The organism is Arthrobacter ruber, from assembly GCF_002954225.1.
GTDB lineage: Bacteria > Actinomycetota > Actinomycetes > Actinomycetales > Micrococcaceae > Arthrobacter_D > Arthrobacter_D ruber.
In genome coordinates, this window is record NZ_PPTH01000015.1 from 230,962 (window position 1) to 247,617 (window position 16,656).

Here is a 16,656-nt window from a genome sequence, read left to right on the forward strand (position 1 = left end):
GGCCCGGGCGTGGGTCGCCTGGCCGGAGGACTCGCGACGTAGGGTGCAGGCAGGAGAGCCGTCCGGACGACCGGGGAGATGCGGACCGAGCTGTACGCCCATGGGAACGAAGGGCCTTATGAATGTCACCACGGACCACCCGACCGATAGGAAATCATCGATGCCGCACACCCACCCGATCCTCGAGAAGGACCGCGCCTCCCAGTGGCTCGGCATCGACGTCGAGCGTGCCCTTTTCGGCGACGCGCAGATCTCCATGACCATCCGGGAGGAGATGGTGAACGGCTTCGGTATCGCCCATGGCGGCATCATCTTCGCCTTCGCCGACACGTGCTTCGCCATGGCCTGCAACGACCCGGACGGCGAGCCCGACGGCGCCTCCGCCACCATCACGGTGGCTTCCGGTGCCGACATCAACTTCGTGGCTCCCGCCTTCCAGGGCCAGACCCTCACGGCTGCCGGCAGGGTGGTGAACCGCACCGGGCGCAGCGGGATCTACGACATCCGGGTCACGGCGGGCAGCACCCTCATCGCCGAATTCCGGGGCCGCAGCCGCACCATCCCGCACGTACCGCCCCGCTGACGCCGGAGGACAGGGGGACGATCGTGCCGTGACCCGATCGTGCCCCTGGTCCCCATGGCCCTCGACAGGCAGCGCACCTACGGTGGAGGAACAAGCAAGGGGGAACTGATGAAGCATCGTCGCGAGCAGCAGCGGCAGCCAGGGCGGATCAGCAGGACGGCGACCACGACGGCGGCCCTGGTGCTGCTGACCGCGTGCACCGCGTCGACGCCCGGGCAGCAGATGGCGCCCGTCGACCGGGTCCTCCAGCAGGGCGTCCGCCCGGAAGCGACGGACGCCCTGCTGCGGTCCACCTTCCGCCTCGGCGCAGCGATGACGACCGATCCGGCGTCGAACCAGGTCACGAGCCCTCTCGGTGCGCTCTACGCCGTGTCCATGTTGCGGGCCGGAGCGGGGACGACGACGGCGGCGGAGATGGACGCCGTGCTCGGACTCCCGGCCGAACACCACGAGGCGATGAACGCCCTCCTCGCCCGCGTGCAGTACTTCGACGGTGATCCGGGAAGCGTCGACGAGGAGGATCCGCCCGGGAAGCCCGTGCTGCACCTCGCCAATGCGGTGTTCGTCCCCGAGGGCGGAACGACCGGCGAGGGTTACCTCGAGACGCTCGCCCGCCACTACGGCGCAGGCGTCCATCCGGTGGACTTCGCGGACCCGTCGACTCCGGCACGGATCGACGACTGGGTGTCGGCCGAGACCGGAGGCAGGATCACGAAGGCACCCATCGAGGTGGGCGCGGGCACCACGCTGTCACTTCTCAACACCGTGTACTTCGCGGCGGCATGGGACGAGCCCTTCGACCCCTCCGGCACCGTCGACCGGGATTTCGTCCTGGCGGACGGCAGCAGCGTGGACGTCCCGATGATGCACGGCACCAGGACGGTGCGCCACGTACAGGCCGCCGGATGGACCGGGATCGACCTGCCGTACGGCGAGGGTTTCTCGATGCGGCTCATCCTGCCGGCGGAAGGATCACCGCCGGAGTGGAACGGACAGGAGTTGCTCGACATGGCGCTGCTGTTCGACGCGGCGGAGGACGTGTGGGTGGACCTGGCGCTGCCGACATGGGACCACGCGTTCGAGCAGGACCTCCTGGGACCGCTGACCGCCATCGGACTCGAGGAGTCCTTCGGGCCGGACCCGGACTTCCGGAAGATACAGCCGGGGTCCTTCGTCGCCGGGGCAGCCCAGGCCGCCAACATCACCGTGGCGGAGAAGGGGACGATCGCCGCAGCAGTGACGCAGCTGACGATGATGGCGAGTGCTCCGGCGCCGCCCGAGCTGAGCGTCACCTTCGACCGCCCCTTCGGCTACCAGATCATCCACGAGGACACGGGACTCCCACTGTTCCTGGGAGCGGTCGCCGATCCGCGCTAGCGGCTGCCCGCAGGCATCAGCGGACGCTGCGCCGCCAGGATCCAGGACCCGGCGTGGGGCCGAGCCTCAGCAGCGCCCGCCTGACCCACGAGCGCCCGTGGTTCGGCGCGTCGTCCGTCTCCACGGCGCCCTCCAGGGCCACGACGACGGCGGTCAGTGCCGCGAGCTCCTCCTCGGTCGGGTTGCCGGACACGACCGAGAGGACGGCAGGGTCGTCGGCAGGGACGCCGAGCCGGCCGTCGCCCGGCGCGGCCGCGCCATCGGACACCCCGGGCGAGCCGGCCACTTTCTTCCGGCCCGTCACAGCGGGATGTTCCCGTGCTTCTTGACGGGGTTCGAGGCCCGCTTGTCGCGCAGGGCCCGGAGCCCACGCACGATCTGCAGGCGCGTCTCCGACGGGGCGATCACGGCGTCCACGTACCCGAGCTGCGCGGCCTGGTACGGGTTCAGCAGCTCCTCCTCGTACTGCTGCACCACGTCGGCGCGGGCGGCCTCGACGTCGCCGCCGGCCTCGGCCACCGCCTTGAGCTGCCCGCGGTAGAGGATGTTGACGGCACCCTGCGCACCCATGACCCCGATCTGCGCCGTGGGCCAGGCGAGATTCAGGTCGGCGCCCAGCTTCTTGGACCCCATGACGATGTACGCGCCGCCGTAGGCCTTGCGGGTGATGACCGTCAGCTTGGGAACCGTGGCCTCGGCGTAGGCGTAGAGCAGCTTCGCGCCACGCCGGATGATGCCCTGGAACTCCTGGTCCTTGCCGGGGAGGAACCCGGGCACGTCCACGAGCGTCAGGATGGGGATGTTGAAGGCGTCGCAGTGACGCACGAAGCGCGCGGCCTTCTCGGAGGCGTTGATGTCGAGCGTCCCGGCGAACTGCAGGGGCTGATTGGCCACGATGCCGATGGTGTGGCCCTCCACGCGGGCGTACCCGGTCACCACGTTCGGCGCGTACAGCGACTGCATCTCGAGGAAGTGGTTGTCGTCCACGATCGCGCTGATGACGGCGTGCATGTCGTACGGCTGGTTCGCGGCGTCCGGGATCAGCTCGTCGAGGGCGAGGTCCTCCTCGGTGACCTCCGGCTCCTCCACGAACGCCGTCAGCGGGGCCTCCGCCAGGTTGTTCGAGGGGAGGAAGTCGAGGAGCTCGCGCACGAACCCGATGGCGTCGGCCTCGTCGGAGGCGAGGTACGCGGAGGTGCCGGTGGTCGTGTTGTGCTGCCGCGCGCCACCGAGGGTCTCCATGTCCACGTCCTCGCCCGTCACCGTCTTGATGACGTCGGGGCCCGTGATGAACATGTGCGAGGTCTTGTCCACCATGACCACGAAGTCGGTCAGCGCGGGGGAGTACGCCGCGCCGCCGGCGCACGGGCCCATGATGAGGGAGATCTGCGGGACCACGCCCGAGGCGTGGACGTTGTTCCGGAAGATGTCGGCGAACATCGCGAGCGAGGCCACGCCCTCCTGGATGCGGGCACCGCCGCCGTCGTTGATGCCGATCACGGGGCAGCCGTTGCGCAGGGCGAACTCCTGCACCTTCACGATCTTCTCTCCGTTGACCTGGCTCAGCGAGCCGCCGTAGACGGTGAAGTCCTGGCTGTAGATCGCGACCAGCCGGCCGTCCACGGTCGCGTAACCGGAGACGACGCCGTCGCCCAGCGGCCTCTTCCGCTCCATGCCGAACGCGGTGGAACGGTGGACGGCGAGGGCGTCGAACTCCACGAAGGAGCCCTCGTCCACGAGCAGGTCGATGCGCTCGCGGGCCGTGTTCTTGCCGCGCGCGTGCTGCCTCTCGATCGCCTCGGGGCCGGAGGGCTGCTCGGAGAGCGCCTTGCGCCGCCGGAAGTCGGCGAGCTTCCCGGCCGTCGTGGTGAGGTCGGGCTGCAGGTCCTGGTGCATGGGTACTCCGGTCGGCGCGTGGCAGGGGCAGGCGCCGACGGCTGGAGGTTTCCGACAACGTGCGGCGCAATTCATCAAGTCTAGTGAGGTTTGAGGAGCTCGCCGTTGTAGGACGTCTACAGTTTCCCTCCCCATCGCTTAGCCGGCGGAGAGATGTTACCGACGGGTAACATCGGTGCGTCGCGGCACGGTCCCGGCGCCGCCGCTGTCTAGGGTGGAGCCATGACTGCACGCAACGAAGCTCAGCCCCGGACGCCGGGAGCCGGCGCCACGCTCGCCGGCCGCACCATCCTCATGTCCGGCGGGAGCCGCGGCATCGGCCTGGCGATCGCGCTGCGGGCCGCCCGCGACGGCGCGAACGTGGCCCTCATGGCCAAGACCGGCGAACCGCACCCGAAGCTCGAGGGCACCGTCCACACCGCGGCCGAGCAGATCGAGGCCGCCGGCGGCCGCGCCCTGCCGATCGTCGGCGACGTCCGGAACGACGACGACGTCCGCGCCGCCGTGGATGCCACCGTGGGCACCTTCGGCGGGATCGACATCGTGGTCAACAACGCCTCCGCGATCGACCTGTCGAAGACACCGGACGTGGACATGAAGCGCTACGACCTCATGGCCGACATCAACGTCCGCGGCACCTTCATGCTCAGCAAGTTCGCCCTCGACGCGCTGAAGGGCTCCGCCAATCCGCACATCCTCACGCTCTCCCCGCCCCTGAACCTCGCGCCACGGTGGGCCGGCATGCATCTGGCCTACACGATGGCCAAGTACGGCATGAGCCTGACAACCCTCGGACTCGCCGAGGAGCTGAAGGACGACGGCGTGGCCGTGAACTCGCTCTGGCCCGCGACGCTCATCGACACGGCGGCCATCCGCAACATGCCGGGTGGCAGCCGGATGGTGCGGGCGGCGCGGAGCCCCGAGATCGTGGCCGACGCCGCGCACGCCGTCCTCGTCCGCCCGGCCCGGAGCTGCACCGGCAACTTCTACACGGACGAGCAGGTCCTGCGCGAGGAAGGCGTCACCGACCTCACGGGGTACAGCCTCGGGGCCCCCGAGGATCAGCTGGTCCCGGACATCTTCCTCTGACCCCCGGCGCCGGGGGCACGGGTGCCGGTCCGGATAAGATCGATGCCATGTCCTCCCGTTACTCCAACCTCGAGCGCCCCGGCCTGGACCTCGGCGCGCTGAGGACGGCCCTGTGCATGCCGGCGGGCCCGTACGCGCGCCTCGACATCGTGGCGCAGACGGGATCCACCAACACGGACCTGGTGGAGCACGCGCAGCGGGAGGCCGCGGGCTGGCCGGACCTCAGCGTCCTCGGGGCCGAGGTGCAGACGGCCGGCCGCGGACGGCTGGACCGTCGCTGGGTGGCGCCGGAACGGTCGTCGCTCTTCGTGAGCGTGCTCCTGCGCCCCTTCAACCGGCAGGGCCGGCCCGTGCCCACCACCGCCTACTCCTGGTTCTCGCTGCTCGCCGCCCTGGCGCTCGCCGAGAGCATCGAGGACCGCACCGAGATCGCACCGCAGCTCAAGTGGCCCAACGACGTCACGGTGGACGGCCGCAAGCTGGCCGGCGTACTGGCGCAGTTCGTGCCCGGCGCCGGCGCGGAGCCGCCTGCCGTCGTCGTCGGGGTGGGACTCAACGTCAGCCTCACCGACGACGAGCTCCCCGTCCCCACCGCCACCAGCCTGCTCCTAGAGTACGCCGGCACCACGGACCGCAACATCCTCCTGAAGTCGTTCCTGCGCACGCTCGCCGACTCCTACCGCTCCTTCTGCGACGTCGACGGCGACGCCGCGGCGGCGTGGGACGACGGGCCGTCCCTGCACGCCCGCATCACCGCCCGCATGACGACCCTCGGCCAGGACGTCCGGGCCGAACTGCCCGGAGGCGCCCTGCTGAGCGGGCGCGCGCTGGCCCTCGACGCGCACGGGGCGCTGATCCTGCGCGATGACGACGGCGAACGGCACACCGTGTCGGCGGGCGAGGTCGTGCACCTGCGTCCGCAGGCGTAGGCCGTGCGGATCAAGCTGCTGCCGGGTGAACGGATCCTCGTGCGCACCCGCCCCAATCCGCTGCCGCTGGTCGGGCCGGTCCTCGCCGGGTTCGTCATCCTCGCCCTCGGCGGCTTCGGCCTCGGATACCTCGTGCACCGGCCCCTGCCGGGCCTCGCCGAGTGGCAGCCCGTCCTCGCGGCGGGCGCTCTCGTCGTCGTCGTGCTCCTGCTGCTGCGCGTGGTGGTGCGGCCCCTGATCCGCTGGTCCGGCCACCGCTACGTCCTCACCAGCATGCGGCTCATCCACCGGCGCGGCGTCACGCGGCGCACCGAGCACCAGATCAACCTGTCCGCCATCTCCCAGCTGCAGACGGAGCAGGGGCTGCTGCAGCGGATGGTGCGCAGCGGCACGCTCGTCGCCGACCTCGGCTTCGACCGCGTCCACGCCTACAGCGACGTGCCGCAGATCGCAACCTTCAAGGAGTTCGTGGTGCAGGCGATCAGCGAACTGCCCCTGACCCGCATGTTCGATGGTGTAGACATGGAAATCGACCCGCAGTACGCCCGCGGCGGCACGCCCGGGCACCAGACGTGGGCACGGCAGGAATGGAGGGGCGAGCAAGCGTGACAGTCGAGGACCGCCACGAGTCCGGGCAGTCGGCCGATACCCTCGCAGGCGCGGGGTACGACGACGTCCCCTCGGGCGCTGCCCGCGACGAGGACGGCGCTGCCCGCGACGAGGACGGCGCTGCCCGCGACGAGGACGGTGCTGCCGACCCTTCGGACGCGGCCCCGGCCTTCGGCCCCGCGGACCCCGTGCCCGACACCACGCCTGATCCAGCCGCCGACCCCTCAGCGGCCGCCCCCGACGCCGCCGCCTCGACGGCCCCGAAGGCCGTGTGGCAGCTCCAGTCCGACATGGCGACCGACGGCTCCCCGGTGCCGCCGGCGGCGAGTCCGGGAGAGCTGGACCGCGAGGCCATCCGGCGCCTCGAACGTGAACTCCTCGGCGCGGAACGCACGCTCAAGCGCCGCGACATCGCCGCGGGCGCCGGGGTGTCGCTGCTCTCCGCACGCAAGCTGTGGCGTGCCATGGGCTTCCCGAACATCGGGGACGACGACGTCGCCTTCACGGAGAAGGACCTCGGGGCGCTGACCACGATCATCGACCTCGTGCGCCAGGAGCAGCTCACCGAGGACGCCGCCATCTCGATCACCCGCGCCGTGGGCCAGATGACGGACCGCATGGTGGTGTGGCAGATCGAGGCCATCGTCGAGGAGATGGTGGCGCAGCGCGGGCTGACGGATGCCGATGCCCGCAAGACGCTCGTCTCCGAGCTGCCGGACCTGATCGACCCCCTCGAACGCACCCTCGTCTACGCGTGGCGCCGGCAGATGAACGCCGCCGTCCAGCGGCTCGCGCTGCGCGCCGAATCGGGCCTGCGCTCCAGCGAGGCGGGGCGCGACGGCGACGAGCAGGACGCACCGCTGCCGCTCGCCCGCGCCGTGGGGTTCGCGGACCTCGTCTCCTACACGAGTCTCTCGCGCCAGATGAACGAGCGCACGCTCGCCCAACTCGTGCAGCGCTTCGAGAACAAGAGCGCCGAGATCATCTCCGTGGGCGGAGGGCGCCTCGTGAAGACGATCGGCGACGAGGTCCTCTACATCGCCGAATCCCCCGAGGCCGGGGCCGAGATCTCCCTGGCACTGGCCAAGGCGTTCTCCGAGGACGAGTTCCTGCCCTCGGCGCGCTGCTCCCTCGTCTGGGGACGTGTCCTGTCGAGGCTCGGCGACATCTACGGTCCCACCGTGAACCTCGCCGCACGCCTCACGGCGCTCGCCGACCCGGGGGAGGTGCTCGTGGACTCCGCGACCGCTGCCACGCTGACGCACAACGAGAAGTTCGTCCTCACGCCCCACGAGCCCCGCCAGGTGCGCGGCTTCGGCGAGGTCCGGCCGGTCACGCTGGCGCGGGGCACGGGCACCGGGATCATCCTGGACTGACGGCGCCCGGCCCTGGCCGTATCCCTGGCGCCGCGTGGAACTGCCGGAGACCGCCTGTATGGGCGGCCTGCAGCATGACCACAGGGGAACAAGCGGCTCTTCGGTTTCGACCGCATCGCGTCGCAGCACAGGCTGGTCGGGGCCGGCCGCCGCGGTCACCGAGGTCAGCCGCCCCCGGCGTTCCTGGCCCCGTTCCCACGCCGGGCATGCACCGACCCGCGGGTGGTGCCTGACACGGATGGGGAAACCCAGCAGGGCAGAATGGGGAGATGATCGACGAGCTCATCGCATCCTGCGACCAAGGGCGCCCGGTGTCCGGGACCCATCCGCACGTCCGCATCGATGGCCGAGCACTGCCGGCCTCCAGTCGCAGCGTCCTGGTGGTGCGCCCGTGACCGATCACCGCCCCGGGGCCGCCGCACCCCGCGACGTGTGCCTGAGCTACGGCTTCGCGACCGACCGCGGACTGCGCAGGGAACTCAACGAGGACTCCCTGATCGCCTCCGAACCCGTCTTCGCGGTGGCCGACGGCATGGGCGGGCACGAGGCGGGCGAGATCGCCAGCGGCATCTGCGTCCGCACGCTGGGCGACAGTCCGATCATCGGACGCCACCTGCCGGAGTTCTCGGCCGCGGACCTCGAGGCACTCATCGAGGACGCCGACCGCGAGATCCGGCGACAGACGGGCGGCCAGGCCGGGACGACCCTCACGGGCGTGGTGCTCGTGCAGGAGGCCGGGATGCCCTACTGGCTCTTCTTCAACGTGGGGGACTCACGGACGTACCGCCTGAGCCAGGGCCAGTTCGGGCAGATCTCGGTGGACCACTCCGAGGTCCAGGAGCTCGTGGACCTCGGGACCATCACCTCCGAGGAGGCCCGGACGCACCCGCGTCGGCACGTGGTCACGCGTGCCTTGGGGACGGGCGACGACGCGGAGGCCGACTTCTGGCTCATGCCCGTCGAGGAGGGCGACCGCATCCTCATCTGCTCCGACGGTCTCAGCGGGGAAGTCACCGACGACGGCATCTACTCCGTGCTGAGCACCGTGCGCGATCCGCAGCAGGCCTGCGAGGAACTCGTCGACGCAACGCTCCGCTCAGGTGCCCGCGACAACGTCACCCTGATCGTCGTCGACGCGACCGGGGTGGGCGACGACGCGGAGACGCTGACCACGGCACCACGCGGCGGCACCTTCGCGGCCGACGTCGGACACGCCGTCGAGACGGGCACCCACCCCGCGCAGCCCGGCACTCCGCAGTCCGGCACTCCGCAGTCCGGCACTCCGCAGCCGGGTTCGTCTCCGGAGGACGGCCCGAGGCCCGCGGGCGCCCATGCGGTCTCCCTGGCGGACCTCGACGGCTTCTCGGGACAGCGGATCCCGGGGGATCAGGAATGACCGCCGGCCAGGTTCCGGCCTACTCCTATGTCCCGGGCGACTGGACAGTGCTCGTGCGCGGAAGCATCCTCGCGGCGCTGCCCGCCGGAACCGACCCGGCCATCATCGCGGCGGTCTGGGATGCCATGGACGACGACGTCGGAACCGCCCCGCTCCTGCCTCTCGTGATCGGCGGAGCCGAGGCGGAATCCGCCGTCATGCCTTCGTTCGCCCTCGCCTCGACCGCAGGACGCCTGCAGGTGATCCTGCGGGGACACGTGACCCTCACCGTCACCGGCTCCACCGGGTCCGCCACCTACTCAGGGGAGCGGGCCGTCACCTGGGCCGAACACCTGATCGAAGACGCCTTCTCCTCCTTCACGCTGACCTGCGGACCGGCAACGGGCTCGGAATCGTCGCTGCCGCTGGTCGGAGGCGCCGTACTCGCAGGCTCGATCAGGGCCACCCCGGCCGGTTCCGGCGCCGGCGCGCCGGCACGTGCTGCCGCTGATGCCGGCCTGCAGCAGGCACGTACCACAGGCTCTGACCGAGGGGCGGGCAGCGCGACCCTGCCCGCCGTGCCCCTCGCGGAGCCGGAAAGCGTCGGCATGATGGACCCCGAGCTCGAAGCCGAGCCGTCCCCGGCCGTCGGCGAGCAGCTCACTGCGCCCCCGGCGCACGCTGCAGCCGACCCCGCGGACGGCGACGATGACGCAGCCACCGGTCCGGGCCTCGTCGTGACAAGTGTCCCGGCCGATGTCGCCGATCCATCCGTGGCGTCCGCCGTGGAGCCGCTCGCCCCGGAGACGTCGGCCCCGGACATCGAACCTCAGAAGGAAGGCAGACCCACTCATGGCCGAAGCACCGAATGATGCGATCGTGGCAAGCCTCCGCAGGGCGCTGGAGGCGAACCCGGACGACGCCGTGCTGAGGCTCCACCTCGCGCAGACGCTCCTCAGCGGAGGGGATCCCGCCGGTGCCATCACGGAGGCGAGCGTCGCGCTGCGGTCGGACCCGGGGAACGGGCAGGCACTGGGACTGCTCGCGGCGGCGGCCACCGCGCTGAGCACGCCCCCGGCGTCCGCCACTCCCGGTGCGCCGGCCGCACCCGTCGCTCCGGCCGGATCCGCAGCCCCGCCTGTACCCGCAGCGCCGGCCGTCCCGGCAGCCCCTCCTGAGCCCGGCACCTTCGACTGGGAGCAGGCCGAGCACGAGGTGGGCAGCACGGTGCCGCCACCGTTCGTAGAGCGTGTCCCGGTCGGCCCCCTGGCCGACGACGACGCGGCAGCGCCGGTGGAGGTAGCCCGCGAGACGGTCACCCTGGCCGACGTCGGCGGCCTCGACGACGTGAAGCGCCGGCTCGAGGAGTCCTTCCTCGCCCCGATGCGCAACGCGGAGGTGGCGAAGGCCTTCGGCAAGTCACTGCGCGGCGGGTTGCTGCTGTACGGGCCGCCGGGCTGCGGCAAGACCTTCCTCGCCCGCGCCGTCGCGGGCGAGCTGGGCGCCACCTTCATGTCGGTGTCCATGACCGACGTGATCGGCCCCCACATCGGCGAGACCCAGAGGAACCTGAAGGCGGTCTTCGACGAGGCCCGCGGTCAGGCCCCCACGGTGCTCTTCATCGACGAGATCGACTCCATCGGGATGCGGCGCGGCGCCCTCTCCGGTGGGGGTGCCGCCTGGCTCCGGCAGATGGTCAACGAACTGCTGATGCAGCTCGATTCGATGAGCGGGGACAACGACGGCCTGTACGTCCTGGCGGCGACCAACAACCCGTGGGACCTCGACGAGGCGCTGCTGCGGCCCGGCCGCCTGGACCGCACCATCCTCGTGAGCCCCCCGGATCCGAACGCGCGCGCCTCGATCCTGCGCCACCATCTGCGGGACCGGCCCATCGCGGGCATCGACGTCGAGCACCTCGCCTCGGTGACGGACGGCTTCTCCGGCGCCGACCTGGAACACCTGGCCGTCACCGCCGCGGAGAAGGCCATGATGCAGTCCATCGCCCAGGGGTCCATCAGCCCGATCACCATGGACCACCTCGGTGCCGCGCTGCGCGAGATCAAGCCGAGCACCGTGGCCTGGCTCGAATCGGCCCGCAACGTGGTGAGGTTCTCCAACGCGAACGGCCGCTACGACGACCTCGCGGCGCTGCTGAGCGGCAAGAAGCGCCGGTGAGCGAGGTCGTCGACCTCGACGTCCTGTCCAACCGCTTCACGATCCTCGCCGCCCAGCAGCGCGGCCGCGACGCGATCGACCTGCTGGAGCCCCAGGCGGCCTTCCACGGGGACGAGCCCCTCTACTGGGTGCTCCTCGGGAGGGCGTTCGCGATGGAGCAGCGGTTCCTCGACGCCGAACACGCCGCACGCCGGGCGGTGAGCCTCGAGCCGGGGGCTGCCGCGACGCAGCTGACGCTCCTGCTCGCGCTCATCGGCCGGCGGCGGGCCGACGAGGCGGTGGACCTCGGCTGGTACATCGTCGAGCACCACGCGGAGGAGTACGAGGCCCACTACTGGCTCAGCCAGGCGCTGCTCGCCCGACGGCGTGACCACCAGGACCTCGTCGTCGCCCACCAGGCCGCGCGGCACGCGCTCTCGCTGAACGCGGACGCCGACGCGTTCGCCCAGGCAGCACAGACGGCGTCCCTCCTCGACGACGACCGCGAGGCCCGGGCGCTCCTGGCCGCCGGACTCGCGCACTTCCCGCAGGACCGCGACCTCCTCCTGCTCAGCGGGCGGATCAGGGGCGGGGAGACGGTCGTGGGGTCGCGCGAGGAGCTCGTCGGGGGGATCCTGCGGCAGAGCCCGTTCGACGCCCCCGCCGAGGCGGACCTCGCCTCCAGTCCGCTGCGCTGGGTGCGCACGCACCTGTTCCACCTCTGGTACCACGTGCTGGGTTTCGCCCTGCTGGCGGTCGTCCTGCTGCCGGTACCCGTGCTGCTCGGGGTCGCCCTGCTGGCCGGAGGGATCCACGCCGCGCTGGTCGTCCGGAGCTACAGGCGGCTGGAGGCCGTCCTTCCCGGGGGCTACCTGCGGGAGCAGCTGACGGACCCGGTGCGCGGCAGGAACAGCGCCGCGGCGCTCGTGGCAGCCGCCGTCCTGGTCCTCGGAGGCACGGTCCTCGCCGCCCTCCACCCGGACCTCGGCCCCGGCGCCGGCGACGGGATCCTCGTGCTGGCCGCCGTCGTCCTGGCCGGGGGACTGCTCTCGGTCCAGCGGGCGCTGGCCCGGCTGGCCGTGGCAGGGCATCCCGAGGACCGCCGGCGGCAGGACTACCACCTCATCCGCTTCGGGGACAACGCGTCGTCCCAGCGGAGCTACTGGCTGGCCGCACTCGCCGGGATCGTCCTCGTGATGGTCACGGCGAGCACCGGGGGCGATGCCACGGCCGGGGCCGGCATGCTGTCCGTCGGGATCCTGTGGGCCGTCAAGACCGTGGACCTGGCGGTCCACTCGCGGGCGGTGGCCGGCGGCGACAACCCCTGGGTCACCGGTGCGGCACTGAGCCGGCCCGGGCGGGGCAGGCAGACGGTGCGCGGCCGGCTCCTCGGTGTGCGGTTCCTGCTGGTCATGTTCCTCGTCAGCTGCTTCACCTGCCTCCTCGGCTTCGGCATCTTCATCGGCGGGTTCATCGAGGGCTCCTAGCGTCCCTGCCACGACGGTGGCCCGTGTCAGGGCCGTAGGGCAAGATATGGAAAGTGACCACAGGAACCGAAGACGCAGCCCGGACCGCCGGATCGGAAGACCGTCGACTGCCGACCGACGAGGTCCGGGCGGAGTACGCGCAGCTCGCCGAGGAGATCCGCAGGCACCGCGCCGCCTACTACCAGGACGCCGCCCCCACCATCTCGGACGCCGAGTTCGACACCCTCTTCCGGCGGCTCGAGGAGCTGGAGGCGCTCCACCCCGAGATCGTCGCCAACGACTCGCCGACGCAGGAGGTGGGCGGGGAGGTCTCCTCCGCCTTCGCCCCCGTGGACCACCTCGCCCGCATGTACAGCCTCGAGGACGTCTTCTCCCTCGACGAGCTGCGGGCCTGGCTGGACCGGGCCTCCGCCGGCGTGGAGCAGCGCAACCCCGGTGCGACCGTGAGGTGGCTGACCGAACTCAAGATCGACGGCCTGGCCGTGAACCTGCTCTACCGCGACGGCGAGCTGGTCCGGGCCGCCACCCGGGGTGACGGCGTGACAGGCGAGGACATCACGCACAACGTCCTCACGATCGCCTCCATCCCGAAGCGTCTCGCGGGCAGCGACCACCCCGAGGAGGTGGAGATCCGCGGAGAGGTCTTCTTCCCCACGAAGGAGTTCGCGCAGCTCAACGAGCGGATGGTCGCCGCGGGCAAGGCGCCGTTCGCCAACCCGCGCAACGCCGCCGCCGGATCGCTGCGGCAGAAGGACCCGGCCATGACGGCGGAGCGCCCGCTGGACATGTACGTGCACGGGATCGGGGCGCGCACCGGGCTGGCTGCGGAGACGCAGTCCGGGACCTACGACCTCCTCACGGCCTGGGGGCTGCCGACCTCCCCCTACTACAAGGTCCTCGCGACGCAGGACGAGGTGTTCGACTTCATCGCGCACTACGGCGAGCACCGCCACGACCTCCTGCACGAGATCGACGGCATCGTGGTGAAGGTGGACAGCTTCGCGCTGCAGCGCGCCCTCGGCCACACCTCCCGCGTGCCGCGGTGGTCCGTGGCCTACAAGTACCCGCCCGAGGAGGTGAACACGAGGCTGCTGGACATCATCGTCAGCGTCGGCAGGACCGGTCGCGTCACACCGTTCGGCCAGATGGAGCCGGTCAAGGTCGCCGGTTCGACGGTCGGCCTGGCCACGCTCCACAACCAGGAGGTCGTCAGGGCCAAGGGCGTGATGATCGGCGACATCGTGGTGCTGCGGAAGGCCGGCGACGTCATCCCCGAGATCGTGGGCCCGGTCATGGCACTGCGCGATCCGGAGAAGGTGCGCGCGTTCGTGATGCCCACCGAGTGCCCGTCCTGCGGGACGCCGCTGCAGCCGGCGAAGGAGGGCGACGTCGACATCCGCTGCCCCAACGCCCGCTCCTGCCCCTCGCAGCTCCGTGAGCGCGTGTTCCACCTCGCCGGTCGGGGCGCTTTCGACATCGAGGCCCTCGGGTACGAGGCGGCGATCGCCCTCACGCAGCCCGCCGAACCCTCCGTGCCGCCGATCACCACCGAGGCGGAGATCTTCGACCTGACCCCCGAGAAGCTGGCGGATGTCCGGATCGAGCGGGACAAGAAGGTCAAGGGCGTGGTGACCGGCCGGGAACTCGTGCCCTACTTCTACTCCAAGGGCACGGCGAAGAAGCCGTCCGAGCCGAGCGCCACCACCCGCAAGCTGTTCACCGAGCTGGAGAAGGCCAAGAAGCAGCCGCTGTGGCGCGTGCTCGTGGCGCTGTCCATCCGTCACGTGGGACCCACCGCGTCGCGCGCCCTGGCCACGGCCTTCGGGTCCATGGACCGCATCCGCGCCGCGAGCGAGAAGGAGCTCGCCGACGTGGACGGCGTGGGCCCCACCATCGCCGTGGCCCTCACGGAGTGGTTCGCGGAGGACTGGCACCGCGAGATCGTGGACCGGTGGGCCGCCGCGGGCGTGCGGATGGAGGACGAGGTGGACGCCAGCACGCCGCGCACGCTCAAGGGCCTGACCGTCGTCGTCACCGGATCCCTGGAGCACTACAACCGGGACGAGGCGAAGGAGGCGATCATCACCCGGGGTGGCAAGGCGGCAGGGTCGGTGTCGAAGAACACCAGCTATGTGGTGGCGGGTGAGAACGCGGGCACCAAGCTCGAGAAGGCCGAGGCGCTCGGCATCCCCGTGCTGGACGAGGAGGGCTTCACCGCGCTGCTCGCCAACGGCCCGGCCCCCGCAGCGGAGGGCGACGACGAGGTCGGCGAGGACGAGGAGCTCACCCGGGAGCCGGAGGCAGGAGCCGGCGCGGGACCGGAGGTCCTGCCGGACGTCGTGCCGGACGGCGGGGCCACCGTATGACGCACGCGGCGTCGCCCGCCGTGCTCCTGCATGTGGCGCGCCATGCAGCGGCTGCCGGCGCCGACGTCCTGGCCCGGCGCGATCCGGCCGCCCTCGATGCCACGAGCAAGAGCTCGGACAGCGACTGGGTGACGGCGTACGACGTCGCCGCCGAGCGGGCCGTGCGCAGCGTCATCACCGACTCGAGGCCGCACGACATCATCACGGGGGAGGAGTTCGGCACCACGGTGCCGACCGGCAGGCACGACGGCGCCCGCATCCGCTGGTCCGTCGACCCCCTCGACGGCACCACCAACTTCATGCGGGACATCGTCTACTACGCGACCTCGGTGGCGGCGGCCGACGAGGACGGCACCTGGCTCGCGGGCGTCGTGCACGCCCCCGCACTCGGGCGCGTCTACTGGGCCAGCCGCGGTGGGGGCGCCTGGCTGAGCGAGCAGGGCAGGGTACGGCGGCTGGCTGGGCCTGATGCCGGGCGGGGGCGGCTGCTGGCGACCGGTTTCTCCTACGAAGCCGCCACGCGGTCGGCGCAGGTCGGTGAACTCGGCGCCCTGCTCGACGGATTCGGTGACCTGCGATCCCTCGGTTCCGCGGCGCTCGATCTCTGCATGGTCGCGGACGGCTCCTTCGACGCCTTCGTGGAGCGCGGGCTGCACGAGCACGACGTCGCGGCCGGGGCCCTGATCGCCGAGGAGGCTGGCGTCGTCGTCAGCAGGCCGCGGCTGCGCTCGGTGCTCGACGGCGGCCCCACGGAGGTCGAGCGTCTCGCAGCCATCACGGTGGCAGGTCCCGCCGACCTCGTCGGCTCCCTTACCGGCTCCCTCGCCGGGAGCGCGCCGGACGTGTCGATCGAGAGGCAGTCATGACGACGCCGTCCTGGCAGAAGATCCTGTCCACGCTGGCCGGCGAGCGCTCCCGCGAGCTGTACGCGCGGGCCGTGCTCGGGCAGCCGCTGGACGCGTCTTCGAAGGAGCTGCAGCGCCTGGTCGACGCCGGGCTGCTCACGGCGGACCGTGCCGTCGACGGTCAGCTGTTCAAGGACGTCCTCGCCGCGGCCGGGTCCGGCACGCCGAAGGGCGTGGACCGGTTCTTCCGGGAGGGGCGGATCGACGGATTGCCGCGGGCCGGGCAGGATCGCACCGACCTGCTGGCGCACCTCGCGGAGCGGCTGCTGCCCGCCGACGAGGAGCTCGGCGAGCCCGAGGTCAACCGCCTGCTCGCCACCGTCACCCGCGACATCCCGACCCTGCGCCGGGCACTCGTGGATGCCGGGTACCTGGAGCGGTACCCGGACGGGACGGGTTACCGGCGGGTCGTCGGGACGTCCTGAGCGACCGCCGGGGCCTCTGGCGCGAGGACCGTCGGCACGCATGCCGTGAGCGGAGCTGCCGCCGGTCGTGGTGCCCTCGGTC

Annotated in this window: 15 protein-coding genes; 13 read left to right on the forward strand and 2 right to left on the reverse strand. The window is 71.6% G+C overall.

What is annotated here, in order from left to right:
- The first annotated feature begins 160 nt into the window (after positions 1 to 160).
- A complete protein-coding gene (gene paaI, locus CI785_RS07580; protein ID WP_105031462.1) occupies positions 161 to 583 on the forward strand; it encodes a hydroxyphenylacetyl-CoA thioesterase PaaI in 423 nt (140 codons plus the stop codon).
- Between the two features lie 108 nt (positions 584 to 691).
- Positions 692 to 1,960: a serpin family protein gene (locus CI785_RS07585; RefSeq protein ID WP_105031463.1), complete on the forward strand. Its 1,269-nt coding sequence runs from the start codon at positions 692 to 694 to the stop codon at positions 1,958 to 1,960.
- A gap of 16 nt (positions 1,961 to 1,976) precedes the next feature.
- On the opposite strand, the gene CI785_RS07590 is transcribed toward CI785_RS07585, so the two are convergent.
- Complete coding sequence (locus tag CI785_RS07590; RefSeq protein WP_240615068.1) at positions 1,977 to 2,246, reverse strand: acyl-CoA carboxylase subunit epsilon; 270 nt, start codon at positions 2,244 to 2,246, stop codon at positions 1,977 to 1,979.
- A 14-nt stretch (positions 2,247 to 2,260) separates the two neighbouring features.
- Positions 2,261 to 3,844 carry an acyl-CoA carboxylase subunit beta gene (locus CI785_RS07595; protein ID WP_105031661.1) on the reverse strand — a complete coding sequence of 528 codons (1,584 nt, stop codon included), beginning with the start codon at positions 3,842 to 3,844 and terminating at the stop codon, positions 2,261 to 2,263.
- Between the two features lie 234 nt (positions 3,845 to 4,078).
- Here CI785_RS07595 and CI785_RS07600 point away from each other — a divergent pair, with 234 nt between their 5' ends.
- The 11 genes from CI785_RS07600 (at position 4,079) to CI785_RS07650 (ending at position 16,574) form a co-directional block, all read left to right on the forward strand.
- The gene (locus CI785_RS07600) at positions 4,079 to 4,945 is read left to right on the forward strand and encodes an SDR family oxidoreductase (RefSeq protein WP_105031464.1); all 867 of its coding nucleotides are present in this window, start codon (positions 4,079 to 4,081) and stop codon (positions 4,943 to 4,945) included.
- A 47-nt stretch (positions 4,946 to 4,992) separates the two neighbouring features.
- Complete coding sequence (locus CI785_RS07605) at positions 4,993 to 5,874, forward strand: biotin--[acetyl-CoA-carboxylase] ligase (protein ID WP_105031465.1); 882 nt, start codon at positions 4,993 to 4,995, stop codon at positions 5,872 to 5,874.
- A gap of 3 nt (positions 5,875 to 5,877) precedes the next feature.
- The gene (locus CI785_RS07610; protein ID WP_105031466.1) at positions 5,878 to 6,483 is read left to right on the forward strand and encodes a PH domain-containing protein; all 606 of its coding nucleotides are present in this window, start codon (positions 5,878 to 5,880) and stop codon (positions 6,481 to 6,483) included.
- 290 nt (positions 6,484 to 6,773) lie between these two features.
- Complete coding sequence (locus CI785_RS07615) at positions 6,774 to 7,859, forward strand: adenylate/guanylate cyclase domain-containing protein (protein WP_105031662.1); 1,086 nt, start codon at positions 6,774 to 6,776, stop codon at positions 7,857 to 7,859.
- Between the two features lie 391 nt (positions 7,860 to 8,250).
- Complete coding sequence (locus CI785_RS07620; RefSeq protein WP_240615069.1) at positions 8,251 to 9,255, forward strand: PP2C family protein-serine/threonine phosphatase; 1,005 nt, start codon at positions 8,251 to 8,253, stop codon at positions 9,253 to 9,255.
- Entirely contained in the window at positions 9,252 to 10,106 is an 855-nt protein-coding gene (locus CI785_RS07625; RefSeq protein ID WP_105031468.1) for a hypothetical protein, read from the forward strand. Before CI785_RS07620 ends, CI785_RS07625 begins: the two co-directional genes overlap by 4 nt.
- Before the next feature lie 7 nt (positions 10,107 to 10,113).
- Positions 10,114 to 11,412: an ATP-binding protein gene (locus CI785_RS07630; RefSeq protein ID WP_240615070.1), complete on the forward strand. Its 1,299-nt coding sequence runs from the start codon at positions 10,114 to 10,116 to the stop codon at positions 11,410 to 11,412.
- On the forward strand, positions 11,409 to 12,878 hold the full coding sequence (locus CI785_RS07635; protein ID WP_105031470.1) for a hypothetical protein: 1,470 nt from the start codon (positions 11,409 to 11,411) through the stop codon (positions 12,876 to 12,878). Before CI785_RS07630 ends, CI785_RS07635 begins: the two co-directional genes overlap by 4 nt.
- Positions 12,879 to 12,931: 53 nt before the next feature.
- Entirely contained in the window at positions 12,932 to 15,244 is a 2,313-nt protein-coding gene (gene ligA, locus CI785_RS07640) for an NAD-dependent DNA ligase LigA (RefSeq protein ID WP_240615071.1), read from the forward strand.
- Positions 15,241 to 16,110: an inositol monophosphatase family protein gene (locus tag CI785_RS07645; RefSeq protein WP_105031472.1), complete on the forward strand. Its 870-nt coding sequence runs from the start codon at positions 15,241 to 15,243 to the stop codon at positions 16,108 to 16,110. Before ligA ends, CI785_RS07645 begins: the two co-directional genes overlap by 4 nt.
- Entirely contained in the window at positions 16,107 to 16,574 is a 468-nt protein-coding gene (locus tag CI785_RS07650) for a DUF2087 domain-containing protein (RefSeq protein WP_105031473.1), read from the forward strand. The genes CI785_RS07645 and CI785_RS07650 overlap by 4 nt, the downstream gene beginning before the upstream one ends.
- Positions 16,575 to 16,656 lie beyond the last annotated feature (82 nt).

What these genes read in the sequence shown, in the direction of transcription:
- CI785_RS07625 (WP_105031468.1), top strand. Translation starts at nt 9,252, where the DNA reads ATGACCGCCGGCCAGGTTCCGGCCTACTCCTATGTCCCGGGCGACTGG.
- CI785_RS07615 (WP_105031662.1), top strand. Translation starts at nt 6,774, where the DNA reads ATGGCGACCGACGGCTCCCCGGTGCCGCCGGCGGCGAGTCCGGGAGAG.
- CI785_RS07605 (WP_105031465.1), top strand. Translation starts at nt 4,993, where the DNA reads ATGTCCTCCCGTTACTCCAACCTCGAGCGCCCCGGCCTGGACCTCGGC.
- paaI (WP_105031462.1), top strand. Translation starts at nt 161, where the DNA reads ATGCCGCACACCCACCCGATCCTCGAGAAGGACCGCGCCTCCCAGTGG.
- CI785_RS07650 (WP_105031473.1), top strand. Translation starts at nt 16,107, where the DNA reads ATGACGACGCCGTCCTGGCAGAAGATCCTGTCCACGCTGGCCGGCGAG.
- CI785_RS07645 (WP_105031472.1), top strand. Translation starts at nt 15,241, where the DNA reads ATGACGCACGCGGCGTCGCCCGCCGTGCTCCTGCATGTGGCGCGCCAT.
- CI785_RS07585 (WP_105031463.1), top strand. Translation starts at nt 692, where the DNA reads ATGAAGCATCGTCGCGAGCAGCAGCGGCAGCCAGGGCGGATCAGCAGG.
- CI785_RS07600 (WP_105031464.1), top strand. Translation starts at nt 4,079, where the DNA reads ATGACTGCACGCAACGAAGCTCAGCCCCGGACGCCGGGAGCCGGCGCC.